At 69.2% G+C, this 13,603-nt stretch carries 12 protein-coding genes and 2 pseudogenes; 3 read left to right on the top strand and 11 right to left on the bottom strand.

Going from position 1 to position 13,603, the window contains the following annotated elements:
- Positions 1-478 (bottom strand): annotated as a pseudogene (locus OZ10_RS22695) (DUF3426 domain-containing protein); the annotation flags it as partial.
- Between the two features lie 300 nt (positions 479-778).
- Positions 779-1,156 carry a helix-turn-helix transcriptional regulator gene (locus OZ10_RS11375; RefSeq protein ID WP_039564907.1) on the bottom strand — a complete coding sequence of 126 codons (378 nt, stop codon included), beginning with the start codon at positions 1,154-1,156 and terminating at the stop codon, positions 779-781.
- A gap of 149 nt (positions 1,157-1,305) precedes the next feature.
- Here OZ10_RS11375 and OZ10_RS11370 point away from each other — a divergent pair, with 149 nt between their 5' ends.
- The gene (locus OZ10_RS11370; protein WP_039415595.1) at positions 1,306-1,797 is read left to right on the top strand and encodes a hypothetical protein; all 492 of its coding nucleotides are present in this window, start codon (positions 1,306-1,308) and stop codon (positions 1,795-1,797) included.
- Positions 1,798-1,812: 15 nt separating this feature from the next.
- On the opposite strand, the gene prmA is transcribed toward OZ10_RS11370, so the two are convergent.
- Positions 1,813-2,733 (bottom strand): 50S ribosomal protein L11 methyltransferase, encoded by a 921-nt coding sequence (gene prmA / locus OZ10_RS11365; RefSeq protein ID WP_039564904.1) that lies wholly within the window; start codon positions 2,731-2,733, stop codon positions 1,813-1,815.
- Between the two features lie 324 nt (positions 2,734-3,057).
- Here prmA and OZ10_RS11360 point away from each other — a divergent pair, with 324 nt between their 5' ends.
- Positions 3,058-3,984 carry a hypothetical protein gene (locus OZ10_RS11360; RefSeq protein ID WP_039405047.1) on the top strand — a complete coding sequence of 309 codons (927 nt, stop codon included), beginning with the start codon at positions 3,058-3,060 and terminating at the stop codon, positions 3,982-3,984.
- On the top strand, positions 3,981-4,346 hold the full coding sequence (locus OZ10_RS11355; protein ID WP_039405049.1) for a hypothetical protein: 366 nt from the start codon (positions 3,981-3,983) through the stop codon (positions 4,344-4,346). Before OZ10_RS11360 ends, OZ10_RS11355 begins: the two co-directional genes overlap by 4 nt.
- A gap of 233 nt (positions 4,347-4,579) precedes the next feature.
- Here OZ10_RS11355 and accC read toward each other — a convergent pair whose 3' ends face one another.
- The 8 genes and pseudogenes from accC to OZ10_RS11315 all read right to left on the bottom strand — a co-directional run bounded on the left by accC (position 4,580) and on the right by OZ10_RS11315 (position 13,409).
- Positions 4,580-5,947, bottom strand: coding sequence for an acetyl-CoA carboxylase biotin carboxylase subunit (gene accC, locus OZ10_RS11350; RefSeq protein WP_039405052.1), 1,368 nt, complete (start codon positions 5,945-5,947; stop codon positions 4,580-4,582).
- The gene (locus OZ10_RS11345; protein WP_236726975.1) at positions 5,937-6,314 is read right to left on the bottom strand and encodes a four helix bundle protein; all 378 of its coding nucleotides are present in this window, start codon (positions 6,312-6,314) and stop codon (positions 5,937-5,939) included. Before OZ10_RS11345 ends, accC begins: the two co-directional genes overlap by 11 nt.
- 77 nt (positions 6,315-6,391) lie before the next feature.
- A complete protein-coding gene (gene accB / locus OZ10_RS11340; RefSeq protein ID WP_039405059.1) occupies positions 6,392-6,877 on the bottom strand; it encodes an acetyl-CoA carboxylase biotin carboxyl carrier protein in 486 nt (161 codons plus the stop codon).
- Positions 6,878-6,974: 97 nt separating this feature from the next.
- A complete protein-coding gene (gene aroQ, locus OZ10_RS11335; protein WP_039405063.1) occupies positions 6,975-7,421 on the bottom strand; it encodes a type II 3-dehydroquinate dehydratase in 447 nt (148 codons plus the stop codon).
- Positions 7,422-7,684: 263 nt separating this feature from the next.
- Positions 7,685-8,164: pseudogene (locus OZ10_RS11330) on the bottom strand (prolyl oligopeptidase family serine peptidase); the annotation flags it as partial.
- 300 nt (positions 8,165-8,464) lie between these two features.
- Entirely contained in the window at positions 8,465-10,789 is a 2,325-nt protein-coding gene (locus tag OZ10_RS11325) for a protein-disulfide reductase DsbD family protein (RefSeq protein WP_039405069.1), read from the bottom strand.
- A 5-nt stretch (positions 10,790-10,794) separates the two neighbouring features.
- Positions 10,795-11,127: a divalent-cation tolerance protein CutA gene (cutA, locus tag OZ10_RS11320; RefSeq protein WP_039405072.1), complete on the bottom strand. Its 333-nt coding sequence runs from the start codon at positions 11,125-11,127 to the stop codon at positions 10,795-10,797.
- Between the two features lie 488 nt (positions 11,128-11,615).
- Entirely contained in the window at positions 11,616-13,409 is a 1,794-nt protein-coding gene (locus OZ10_RS11315) for an endonuclease (protein ID WP_039405075.1), read from the bottom strand.
- Between the last annotated feature and the right edge of the window lie 194 nt (positions 13,410-13,603).

Raw genomic sequence — 13,603 nt, 5'->3', positions numbered from 1 at the left:
GTGCAGGAGAGGCCGGATCGCCTGCGTCGCTGGTGGGCATGGCGGCCTGTGCGGTGGGGTCGGCCTCGGCAGCGGGGGCGCGCGGGAGATCGGCATCGCGCGCGCGTGCGTCGGGCCGGTCTGCGGCGGCGGCCGCGGCATCCGCAGCGCCGTGCATGCCTGGCGTGCCTGCGGCATGGCCCGGTTCGGCGTCTGCACGTGCAGGGCTGGGTTCGTGCGGCGCTGCCGGCGCGCGGCTGGGCTGGTTGGCCGGCAGGCCGGTCACCGGCGCAGCCGGTGCGGAGATCACCGGTGCCGGCGGTGGCGGCACCACCGGCTGTGCGGGTGCGGGCGGCAGCGCGGGCGCTGGCACCGGCAACACCTGCTCCGGCGGCTCGGCGGCGGGCACCGTCGGCGTCGGAATCAAGGTCGGCGCGGCGGGCGGGGTTGCCCGCAGGAAGGTGGCCAGCGGGCGGCGCGGTGGCGGGGTCTGGGACATCGGCAGGCGTGCAGCGGGAAGAGCGCTATTCAACCACGCGCGCAGCGGCCGGCGAACCTGGATGCATCAGCCCGGGCAACGCCACGGTGCAGGTGGCAGCGCGCAGTCGCTGCCTGCAGCGACCTCAGCTACCGCATCCGCTCCCTGGCACAACGAGCAGTGCGACAACCACGCTGCCGCTGCCGCTGCCGCTGCCGCTGCCGCTGCCGCCGACTCCCGACTCCCGACTCCCGACTCCCGATTCCCGATTCCCGATTCCCGATTCCCGATTCCCGATTCCCGATTCCCGATTCCCGAAACTCAGCGCCGCCGCCGCGTCTTGCCCTCGGCCAGCAACAGATCCAGCAGCCCGCTGCGCTGGCGCGGTGCCAGGGTGTCGAAGCGGGCCAGCAGCACGCGTTGCTGGTCATCCAGGCGGCGGTACTGGGCAGGCTCTTCGGCGATGGCCGGGACCGGCGGGCCGAACACGCGCTCGCCGCGGCCGGTGGCCAGGTATTCGAAGGCCATGCCGCTGCGCCTGGCCAGGCCGATCAGGTTCTCCACCGACGGCGCGGTGCCTTCGGCCATTTCCCACTGGGCCACCGCGCTGCGGGTGACGCCCAGCTCGCCGGCCAGGGCTTCCTGGGTCAGCTTGGTGAAGCTGCGGGCTTCGCGTACTCGTTCGTACAGCTTGCTCACACGGCACCGATGGAAGGCAGACGGGGCCGGGAGATATAGCCCTAGCAGCCCTCGGGGATAGTTCGTATAACTTTCATATAGGAATATGTTTGCGATACTGTCGGTGAGATGTCGATGAAGAGATCACAGCGAACTCAAGGAGGAAGTTCATGGTCGAGCCTGTCACTCCGAAATCCCGGCCCACCGACGATCAACGCCCACCCGCCAGCACGCGGTGGCCCGCCGATTCGCCGCTGGATCCGTCGGTCGAACGCTTCCGCGGGGCGGCCGTCTACCAGGTCTGGCGGCGCGGGCAGGACTGGACCGCCGTCGCCGAGGGCGTGCACTGGTCAGCGGCGCTGGCACCGCGGGGCTGGGCGCTGCGTTACCGGTATTGGCCGCTGCTGACGAGCGGGATGCTGCTGGCCACCATCGCCGTGGGAGTGGCGCTCGCTGGCGCGCCGCCGTGGGTGGCAGGCGGCTGGGCCGCGCTGCTGGTGGCCGAGCTCGCGCTGCGCGTGGTCGCCGGGCTGCAGGCCGGGCGCTGGCGCAATCAGGCATTGCAGCGCAGCGGCTGGCAGGCGGTGACCCGCCTGCGCGCGATCAGCGTGAACGATGCGCTGACCACCGCGCAGATCCGCGCCGGCCGGGCGCAGCGGTGAACCCGCCCGGCCGGCTCAGTGGCGGCGGATGCCGTCGATGCGGATCCAGTCTTCTTCGCGTTCGCAGCGCAACTGCTCGAACCACGGCGCGTAGCGCTCCAGCAGTTCGTCTTCCTGCCCCTGCAGGATGCCGGACATCGCAAAGCGTCCACCCGGCGCCACGCGTGCGGCCAGCAGCTCGGCCAGTGCGTCCAGTGACGTCGCCAGGATGTTGGCCACCACCACCGAATAGGTCTGCACCGGCTCATCCTCCGGCATGCAGGCGGTCAGTTGCGCCTGAAGGCCATTGCGCTCGGCATTCTCGGCGGTGGCCAGCAGCGCCTGCGGGTCGTTGTCCACGCCCACCGCGCTGGCCGCGCCCAGCTTGAGCGCGGCCAGCGCCAGGATGCCCGAACCGCAGCCGAAATCGAGCACGCGCGCACCGTGCAGCACGCCACTGCTGCCCAGGCTGTCGAGCCAGCGCAGACACAGCGCGGTGGTCGGGCTGGCGCCCGAGCCGTACGCCAGGCCCGGGTCCAGCCGCACCACGGCCGCCTCCGGCGTGCTGGCCGCTTCGGGCAACGCCTGATCCCAGGGCACGATGAAGGTGCGCGTGCCGAACTGCATCGGCTTGAACAGGTCCATCCACGCGCGGATCCAGTCGCTGTCTTCGACCATGCGAAACGACACCTGGCTCCAGTCCAGTTCCGGGTCGAACGCATCCAGCGCGGCCAGGACCTGCAGCGGGTCGCTCTCGCTGTCGAACAGCGCGGTCAACTCCAGCTCCTTCCACAACGGGGTTTCGCCGACGCCCGGTTCCAGGATGGCGTGGCTATTGCTGCCATCGTCGTTGCCGTCGAGCGAGGTCACCGCCAGCGCGCCGACTTCCTCCATGGCGGTCTGGAAACGGGGCTGATCGGCATCGGTGCAGGGCAGGGTCAGTTGAAGAAACGGCATCGTGGCAGTCGGTAACAATGAAGGCGTGCATCGTAGACCATTCGCGCAGGCCGGCTGCCGTGCAGTTGGTCATGCGCCGCCACTGGTAGCGGCGACCCAGCGCGGCGGTTGCGGCGATCGGGCCGCGTGTGCCGCTGCCATCTGCGTTGCATCTGCCTCCGGCACTGCGTGCCTACTGCGTGCGACCCAATCATCTGCGCCCGGCGCTGTTCGTCGCCGCGCGAGCAGCCGTGGCAGCGTTCGCCTGGCCGCCATGGCCCGTGCAACCGGGTGCTAGACTCCGCGCCGTCGCTGCGGGCGTCTCCGCCGCTGGTTGCCGCTGTCATGCCGCTTGCTCGTGCCCGCCATCTCTGGCTGTTGCTCGCTCCCGTCGCGCTTGCGGCGGCGGGCTGGTGGCATGTGCGTGCGCATCCGGCCACGCCAGCCACCACGACCACCGCGCCGGCCACTGCCGTCACGCAGCCGGCCGTCGCCACGCGGCCGGTGCATGCGGCCTTCGAACGTGGCACGGCATTGCAGTTGCGTGATCGCGATGCGGTGGATGCACAGCCGGATCTGTATCGCTACGCGCAGTACCTGCAGCAACGCGTGCAGGCCGGCGATGCGCAGGCCGGCTGGCGCTTGAGCCGGGTCTACGATTACTGCGCACCATATGCCGCCAGCCCGGCCGGCTATACCGCCGACAGCGCGTGGATCGCCGCGCACGCCACGCCGGGCGTGGCGGCCATGCATGCCGCGCGCGATCGGGTGGCGCAGCGCTGCGCCGGTTTCGCGCCCAGCGACGGGCTGAGCCCGCGGCTGGTGGCGCAGCAACGCCTGCGCGCGGCGCGCGCCGGCAGCCTGGCCGCCGAGGCCGCCCTGCTCGCGCTGGGCGAACCCCTGCAGGCCACCCCGGCCTACAAGCGCACGCTGGTGCGGCGTGTGCTGGCCTCGCGCGACCCGGAGGCCTACCTGGCCCTGGCACCGGCGATGGGCGCGCGCGCCAGCGGCGATGACAGTCTGGACGGTTATGTGGCCGGCGATCAGTTCGCCGAACTGGCCTGGCAGGTGGCGGCGTGTCGGCTGGGCCTGGACTGCAGTGCCGACAGCACGCTGGTCACCAGTTATTGCGCCAACGCGGGCATCTGCTCGCGCGCCGGCGCACAGGATTTCGTGTCGTTCGTATTCGACGCCGCGGTGCCGCGGCAGGGAGCAGACAGGGTGGATGAGATGGTCGATACATTGGTGTCCGATCCGGGAGCACAGTCATGAATTACCGTCGGTTGGCGCATGGCGCCAAGTTCTGGTTCTGGGTGGCACTGTTCGTGGCGTATTCGGCCGCAGCGGTGGGCATCGTCATGATCGATACCGCCGATCACCGCTACCAGCCGCTGTCGGTGAAGTCCACCAGCGTCACCGCCGACGAACAGCAGCGACGGCACGGCGCAAGCCAGGTCGCCGCGCTGTACCGCGCGAGCAGCGCCATGCCGTTTTCCACCTTGCCGGCCGGCTCGACCTTTCAGGTGGTCTGGCCGGACGGTTCCACCGAAACCATGACCGTGGTCGACCCGTCATCGGCCAGCGGCATCGTGCCGGTACCCGGCAGCCAGCAGGCGCCTGCGCCGCGGCGTTGAACGGTGCGTATCCGCGCGGACGACTGAAGAACTGCGCAGCGGATCCGGTAGCACCCAGGATCCCGTAGGAGCGCACCCGGGCGCGCCCGGATCTACCGATAAAGCCTGGTCGCGCCCGGGTGCGCTCCTACGCATGGACCGGCCGTCGGTGCGACGCAGTCGCGGCGCGATGCACCAGGGGGCAACGAAAAAGCCCGGTTTCCCGGGCTTTTTCGTTGCCATGGCGCTTGCGATCAGGTCAGCGCGATCGACTTGTTCTTGCGCTCGGCCAGGCGCTTTTCCAGGTAGTGGATGTTCTGCCCGCCGGCCTGGAAGCCCTTGTCGCGCATGATGCGCTGCTGCAGCGGGATGTTGGTCTTGATGCCGTCCACCACCATCTCGCTCAGCGCCACGCGCATGCGTGCGATCGCTGTTTCGCGGTCCGGGCCGTGCACGATCAGCTTGCCGATCATCGAATCGTAGTTCGGCGGCACCTTGTAGCCGGCGTAGATGTGCGTATCCACGCGCACACCCGGGCCACCGGGCGGATGGAAGGCGGTGATCAGGCCCGGGTTGGGCATGAAGGTTTCCGGATCCTCGGCGTTGATGCGGCACTCGATCGCATGCCCGCGCAGCACGATGTCGCTCTGCTTGATGCTGAGCTTGTGGCCGGCGGCGATGCGCAGCTGCTCGCACACCAGGTCGATGCCGGTGATGCGCTCGGTCACCGGGTGCTCCACCTGGATACGGGTGTTCATTTCAATGAAGTAGAAGCGCCCGCCTTCGAACAGGAACTCGAAGGTGCCCGCGCCGCGGTAGCCGATGCGGATGCACGCATCCACGCAGACCTTGCCGATCTCGTTGCGCAGTTCTTCGGTGATGCCCGGTGCGGGCGCTTCTTCGACCACTTTCTGGTGGCGGCGCTGCATCGAGCAATCGCGTTCGCCCAGATGGATCGCACCGCCCTGGCCGTCGGCCAGTACCTGGATTTCCACGTGGCGTGGATTTTCCAGGAACTTCTCCATGTAGACCTGATCGTTGCTGAAAGCGGCCTTGGCTTCGGACTTGGTGGTTTCGATCGCGGCCTTGAGCGCCGCCTCCGAGTGCACCACGCGCATGCCGCGCCCGCCGCCGCCGCCGGCGGCCTTGATGATCACCGGGTAGCCGATCTCGCGCGCGATCTTGGTATTGGCGACGATGTCATCGCCGAGCGGGCCGCCCGAGCCGGGCACGCACGGCACGCCGGCGGCCTTCATCGCGCGGATCGCTTCGACCTTGTCGCCCATCAGGCGGATGGTGTCGGCCTTGGGCCCGATGAAGATGAAGCCGGATTCTTCCACGCGCTCGGCAAAGTCGGCGTTTTCCGACAAAAAGCCGTACCCGGGATGGATGGCCTGCGCATCGGTCACCTCGGCCGCGGCGATCAACGCCGGGATGTTGAGGTAACTGTCGCTGGACGCGGCCGGGCCGATGCACACCGACTCATCGGCCATGGCGACGTGCTTGAGGTTGCGGTCGACCGTGGAATGCACCGCGACCGTGCGGATGCCGAGCGTGTGGCACGCGCGCAGGATGCGCAGCGCGATTTCACCTCGGTTGGCAATGACGACTTTATCGAGCATGGGATTCGGGATTCGGGATTGGGGATTCGTAGAGGGCGCTGGGTTCGCGGAGAGAGCGCGACTGTTCCAACGTGCGGATCAATGCGTTGAGCTTGGCAAACGTGCGATTCAGCAGGTCGGCAATTGCCGCATCAGGCGAGGCGAACTGCAGCCGTGTTGCGATCTGCAGCTGGGTGTCCAGCTCCGCCAACGAGCCGCGCGCCATCGACAGATAGCGCAGGTACTCGGCCGTGGAGCGGCGTGCAGCCCCTTCGGCGATGTTGGATGGAATGCTGATTGCGGCGCGGCGCATCTGTGCCGTCAGCCCGAAGCGTTCGGAATCAGGAAAGTCGTGGGTCAGGCGGTAGATCGCTTCGACAAGCGACATCGCATCACGCCACACCGTCAGGCGCTCATGCGGTCGCTCGTGCGAATCCCGAATCACGATTCCCTAATCCCGGCGCTTCAGCCAATCACGAACAACGGCTGATCGAACTCCACCGGCTGGCCGGTTTCGCCGAGGATGGCGACGACGGTGCCGGAGACGTCGGCTTCGATCGGGTTGAACATCTTCATCGCTTCGATGATCGCCAGGGTGTCGCCGGCCTTGACCGCCTGGCCCACGGTGACGAACGCCGGCTTGTCCGGGGAAGGCGAGGTGTAGAACGTGCCGACCATCGGCGCGCGCAGCACGTGGCCCTCGGGCAGCGCGGCCGCCTGCTTGGCGCCGCCGGTGGAGGCCTCGGTGGGCGACTGCATCGGCATGCTGGCCGCCGCCGCCGGCGCGGCGGCCGGGGCGGGTGCGTACTGCTGCACCGGTGCGCTCATCACCTGGGTGCCCTTGGGCACGCGCGCCAGGCGCACGCTTTCTTCGCCTTCCTTGATCTCGATTTCGGCGAGATTGGATTCTTCGAGCAGGTCGATCAGTTTCTTGATTTTGCGGAGATCCATAAGGGCCTCTTGAAGTGAATCGGTGGAGAGTGCCGGCGGATGCCGGCGGAATGGGGTCAGGCCGTTGGCGTGGTCGCCGAGCCCGGGACGGCAAGGGTCATGGCGCGCGCTCCAGCCGCGCGATCACCGCTTCCAGCGCCAGCCGGTAGCTGTCTGCGCCAAAGCCGCAGATGACGCCGTCGGCCTTGTCGCTGAGGTAGCTGTGGTGACGGAACGGCTCGCGCGCATGCGGATTGGACAGATGGATTTCCACGAACGGCAGGCCCACGCCCAGCAGCGCGTCGCGCAGCGCCACCGAGGTGTGGGTGAAGGCGGCCGGGTTGATCAGGATGAAGGCAGTGCCGTCCTCGCGCGCGGCGTGGATGCGCTCTACCAGCACATGCTCGGCATTGGATTGCAGGCAGGCCAGCGCATGCCCGGCGGCCTGCGCACGGTCCACCAGGGCCGCATCGATCTGCGCCAGCGTGGTGCGCCCATAGACCTCCGGCTCGCGGGTACCGAGCAGGTTGAGGTTGGGGCCGTGCAACAGCAGCAGGTGGGCCATGACATCCAGCGCAGCGGAAAGGCCGGAAGTCTGCGCGATGCTGGCGATGCTGTCCAGATAGCAGAAGTTATAGCTGTTTTAAACGATCGATTGAATTTCTGCGGCGTGCGCGTACTGCGCCAGTGGCGGCGGGCATTGGCGCCCGCAAGGGCAGTTGCAACGGGACCGACACCTGCACCGGAGCGAGGCTGGCGGCGGCAGCCTGTATTCAGGATTGTCACGCCGTTGCGCGGGATGACAGCCAGGCAATCCCACCGCGGCCGTCACACCCGTATCGTCCCCTGCCGCATGTCGGCGTTCTGTGCCCGTGCAGCAGTCCGCTCGTCTCCGGTGATGCGGCTACAAGCTCCGGTGTCCACGCAGGGCGTCGCTCGTATCGCCGCCATCTTGCGCGCGTGCCCTGGGTGGACGCGGTCGTCGCGGGTGGAGGTTGCGATCATCGTGGGAGGGTAGGACGTGTCCGGATCGAACAGATGGTAGGGAGAGAAGGTGCGGATGAACGACCAGTCGGCAGTGTCCGGGTTGCCGTACTCTTCCATCCACGACGCGCCGGCCAGCAATTGGCTGTAGCGCCGCATGTCCAGCAGCGGCGACTCGATCACCACGGCGTCGAACAGCTGCGGGTACTGGACCAGCATGTTGCCGGCCATCAGTCCGCCGTTGCTGCCGCCGTGCATGGCCAGGTGGCTGGCGGACGTGACCTTGCGCGCGATCAGGTCCTGCGCAATCGCGGCCATGTCTTCGGCACTGCATCCGGCGTGCCGATGGCAAGAAGATGTGCTGCCATTGCAGGCGTCGCTGCGGCCAATGGCCAGCCACTCGCATGAGGCGCATCAACGCGGCAGGTGCGCATGGCGGTCGCAACGGCGCTGCGTAGTCGTCGGCAATCGGCAGTCGGCAATGCGTGTCAGCTGCCGGCAGCGGCCAGCGCGCTACGCACCGGCATCACGTGCCAACGTGCGCCGGGCCGGCGCACGCAAACGCCACGCGTGCCCGCCCACGCCGTGGCACGCTCGGGCAGCGTGCCTGCACAAGACGCCGCCTCAGCGCGCTGCGCGCAACAGCGCGTCTTCGGTGATCGCGCCGGTCAACACCGTGGGCAGGATCGCCGGTGGGGCACCGGGGCCGTACACCACGTAAAGCGGCACGCCCACGGCCTGGTGCTGGTCGAGGAAGGTGCTGATGGCCGGGTCGACGTTGGTCCAGTCGCCTTTCATGTAGACCGCATCGACGCGGCGCAGGGCATCACGGAATTCGGCACTGCTCAGCACGTTCTTTTCGTTGGCCTTGCAGGTCACGCACCAGTCGGCGGTCATGTTGACGAACACCACGCGGTTGTCGGCGCGCAGGCGGTCCAGCAATTGCGGCGAGAACGCCACCACGCCTTCGCTGGCGGCGGTGGCCGCCGGCAGCCGCAGACGGGTGACGCCGACCACCGGCACGATGGCCAGCACCAGCATCACCGCGGCCAGGCGCATGCCGGTGCGATGGCTGTTCCAGCGGCTGCGCTCGAAGCACCACAGGCCCAGCGCCAGCAGGGTGGCGCCGACCAGCATCAACGCCAGCGCATCCACCCCGCGCTGCTTGCCCAGCACCCACAGCAGCCAGATCGCGGTGAGATACATCGGGAACGCCAGCACCTGCTTGAGCGTCTCCATCCATGCACCGGGCGTGGGCAGCCGCCGCGCCAGCGACGGGACGAAGCCGATCAGCAGGAACGGCAGCGCCAGGCCCAGGCCCAGCGCCAGGAACACCAGCATCGCCAGCAGCGCCGGCGCGGTGAACGCATAGGCCAGCGCGGTGCCCATGAACGGGGCGATGCAGGGGCTGGCGACCACGCAGGCCAGCACGCCGGTGAAGAAGTCGCCCAGCGGCCCGTTGCGCGCGGCCAGCGACTGGCCGATGCCGCCCAGGTTGCTGCCCAGCGTGAACACCCCCGACAGGCTCAGGCCCACCGCGAACATCAGATACGCCAGCGCCGCCACGAACCAGGGCTGCTGCAGCTGGAAGCCCCAGCCGGCCGCCTGGCCGGCCGCGCGCAGGCCGATCACCAGCCCGCCGATGGCGGCAAACGACACCAGTACGCCCAGCGAATACCAGATGGCATGGCTGCGCGCATGGCTGCGGCTCTCGCCGCTGTGCGCCAGCCCCAGCACCTTCAGCGACAGGATCGGCAGCACGCAGGGCATGAGGTTCAGCACCAGCCCGCCGAGCAGGGCCAGCGCCAGCATCGCCAGCAGGCCCTTGTCCGTATGTGGCGGCTGGGTGCGCTGCGGATTGTCGGCCGCGGCACTGGCAGCCGGCGGCGCGGCGGCGGCGCTGGCTTGGGCGGGCGCGGGGTCGGTAGGCGCCTGCCCGGCGGCCAGCGGCGAGATCATCAGCGGCGCGGCCTGCGCCTGGTTTTGCGGCGAGACCGTGCCGGCAGGCAGGTCGAGCGCCACGCGGCGGGTCATCGGCGGGTAGCAGATGCCGTCGGTCTGGCAGCCCTGGAAGGTGGCCACCAGGGTCACGTGCGCCGGCTCGGCGCGTTCGCGCAGCAGCGGCAGGGTGACTTCGGCCTGGTCGAAATACACCACCACGTCACCGAAATGTTCGTCGCGGTGGGTCTTGCCCTGCGGCCAGCGCGGCAGCCCGGGGCGCACGCCGGTGCTGCCTTCCACGGCCAGCGAGGTGCGGTCGCGGTAGAGGTAATAGCCCGGCGCCGGGGTAAAGCGCAGCAGCAGGCTGTTGCCGTCGCCGACGATGGCCTCGAAGGTGAAGGCCTGCTCGGCCGGCAGCGGCAGCGCGTCCACGCCGGCGGCCTGGCCGGTGGCGCCGAACAGGCGCGGACCCGACGCGCCGCGCGGCACCAGCGCGCCCAGGTTTTCGCGTTGCGGTGCGGCGGTGGTCGCGCCAGCGGCCGCTGCCTCGGGCAGCGCGACGCGGATCTCGCGCCGCTGCGGCGGGTAGCACACTCCGGCATCGGCGCAGCCCTGGTATTGCACCTGCAGGACCGCCGTTTTAAGCGCCGGCTCGGCCCTGCCGGCCAGGGTGGCCTGCAACTGCTTGCGGTAGGTCTGGACCTGGCCGAAGAACTCGTCGTGCTTGCTCTCGCCTTCCGGCAGCGCCAGTTCGCCAACGGAAAAGCCCTGACCGGATTTGACGCTGATGCGATGGCGATACAGGTAGTAGCCCGGCGCGATCTTCCAGTTCAGAGCGATGCTGCCGCGGCTGTCGGCCTGGGCAGTCAGCGCGAATGCCTGGTCTACCGGCAGCAGGTCGGCCTCGCTGACCGCCTGCGCGGGTGGCGCCACCAGCGCCAGCGGCGCGGCGAACAAGGGCGCGGCCAGCAGCGCGCAGCGGGCGATCCAGCGGGGCAGAGACTTCATGGACGTCAGGATTCCTTGCGGGTGTCGGCCCGGACCCAATCGAGGTAGGCCGGCAGCCCGGCGCTGGCTTGGACAGCAACCGCCTCCGGCAGTTCATACGGATGCAAGGCCTGAAGCCGCGCGATGGCGTCGGGCAGGCGGTCTTCCCAGGTCTTGATCAGCAACTGCACTTCCGTGCTGCGCTCGATGGCGCCGTTCCAGCGGTACAGCGATTGCGCGCCGGGCAACTGGGTGACGCAGGCCGCCAGGCGTTCGTCCAGCAAGGCGTGCGCGATGCGGTCGGCGCTGTCGGCATCCGGGCAGGTGCTGAACAACAGATGGAGGGAAGAGGCGCTCATTGCAGCTGCGCAGTGTAATGCCCCGCCAGCGGGGGATCGACCGCCGATTCCGGAACAGGGCGTCAACTTCGCTGCCTTCGCAGTGGCGGTGGGCAGGGCGGCCGTGCCCGGGTGCAGCTGCGCAGTGAGGCCGACAGAGCACCTGCACACTGCGCCGGCCTTGCCGTTGGGAGGAACGCTGGCCCGGATGCGAAGACCGGCCGACAACGGTTGGGAGAGCGTTGCGCCGGTGACCCGGTGATCACCTCGCCCAGCGCGAGGAGGCCGGGGGCGTTGGCCAGGCGATCTTGAAAGCGTGCATGTCGGTGCGGAGGGGACGCATCGCCACGCCCGGCGGTAGTCAGCAGCGCCGGATCCGATCGAGGGCGTGTCGCCTGCTGCAAACCACGCCGTCGGCACCGGCGCCTGGCCGCCATCAGGTGCCGTACGTTTTTTCCGCGTGACCCCACCCCACCGGCCCGACGCATCACGCGCCGGGCCGGTGCAGCTCAGTTGGCCAGCTGGCAGCTGGCCGGCTTGGCCGAAGTGAACAGACCGGCAGTGGCCCATTCGGGGTGATCCACGAACGGGTTGCGGTTGCCCTGGAAGCTGAAGATCACCTGGTTGCGGGCACGTTCGGCATCGTCCGGCGGGTCGGCCTGGTGCCAGGCCAGCAGCGTGGACAGCAGGCCCATGTACGCGGGCGAAGACGAGGTCTGCACGATCCGGCTGCGGTCGTCGGTGAGCTCCAGGTCCGGCTCGGACTGCCCGGTGGCTGCATCGGTGCCGCCTTCGTAGCGAATGGCCATGTACATCACCGCACGCGCCATGTCGCCCTTGCGCCGGCCCCACACCTCGAAGGTGCCGCTGTTGCCGTCCGGCGTGCGCACCCAGTTGGAATTGCCCGGATAGCGCCCGCTGCCGCCGCCACTGCCGTCGTTGACCTCGGTCACCCGCTCGCCGCAGCTGCTGGTGCAGGTGGCGTAGGGCTTGTTGCCGCGGTCGGCGTTGAAGGTGGTGTCGGTCAGGTACAGCATGTGGGTGTCGGTGTAGGGCGCATACGGCAGGCCGCGGTCGCCGGTGGCGCTGCCGAAGCCCAGCGAGTTGGGCCAGGTGTGCTCGCGGTTGTAGGTCAGCCCGCTGCCGGTACCGGCCCGGTCGCTGACCTTGGCGTAGCTGCGGTTGCGGTAGGCGTCCAGGATGCGGCCGCTGTTGCTGGGGTCTTCGTCGGCCATCTCTAGGATGGTCCAGGTGTTGGTGCCGGTGCCGCTGTACGGGTAGACCGTGTGGCCGCGGATGGTGGCGTTGAGCGAGCAGCGCAGCTGGCTGGGGCTGGTGGTGTTCACCCGCGAGTAGTAGCCGGTGGCGCCGCCGCTGGCGGTGGCCACGGTGAAGGCGATGGACTGGCCGGCCGCCGGGCTCAGGCCGCTGGCATCGCGGATGGCGCTGGCGGTGATGGCCAGGGTGCAGCGCTCGCCGCCGACCAGGGCGGTATTGGTGGACAGGGTGAAACGGGTGCCCGTCGTTGCGTAGCTCAGTGCCACGTTGCCGGAACTGGCGCAGCTCAGCGCGAACGCGCCGCTGCTCAACGTCACCGCCTCGCTGAAGCCCACCGCCAGGTCGCCGGCCGCCGGGAAGCCGGTGGCGCCCTGGCTCGGCGTGGTGCTGGTGATCGTCGGCGCACCGGTGGTGCCGCCACCGCCGCCGCCGCCGTTGAAGGTCTGGCTGCGGTTGCAGGCGCCGAAGGTCTGCGCCGCCGAGCCGGCCCAGCTGAAGTTGGCTGCCGCGCTGCCGGTGCCGGTGAGTTGCAGCGAACTGCCGACCGCGCTGCTGTTGCTCTCGCTGACCGGCAGGTTCTGGCTGGTGACCCCGGCCGCCGGGCCGCCGCTGCCGGTGATGGCGCCTTCGTAGCTGAGGAACTGCACCAGCTGGCCATTGGGGTTGACCAGCGCCACGCCGTCGTTGGGCCCGTTCTGCACGCCGTTGCTGGCGTAGCTCACGGTGGCCAGGCGGACCTGGCTGCCGCAGCTGACCAGGCTGCCGGCCGGCACCGCGGTGTTGGCGTAGACCGTCGCCGCACTCGGGACGCTGCCGTTGTACAGATAGATGCGGTAGCCGCTCAGCGATTCGCCAGCGGTGGCCACCACTTCCACGCCTTCGCCGCTGTCGCCGGAGGCGCCTGCGTCGTCGTAGTGCAGCTCGTTGATGAAGACCGCCGCATTGGCGGCAGTGGCGCTCAGCGCGAACGCACAGGCCAGGGGCAGGGTGCAACGCAAGGACACAATACGGGACGGCAACCTCATCGACAGCTCCTTGTGATCGGGGAATGCGATCCCGACTGTAGAGCGTGCGCATGACAAACGGTGGAACCTGGTTCCATTTCTAGCGGTTCCATTTCTAGCGTGTGGCTGGATGCGCGCCTGGTAATGAGCGGCATGAGGTGGCCGCGGGGATCAGCGGCGCTCCTGCTCGCGCGGCGCGCCTGGGCACGGGCCGC

Source organism: Xanthomonas cannabis pv. cannabis (genome assembly GCF_000802365.1).
Lineage (GTDB): Bacteria > Pseudomonadota > Gammaproteobacteria > Xanthomonadales > Xanthomonadaceae > Xanthomonas > Xanthomonas cannabis.
This window is presented reverse-complemented; position numbering and strand designations above follow the sequence as displayed.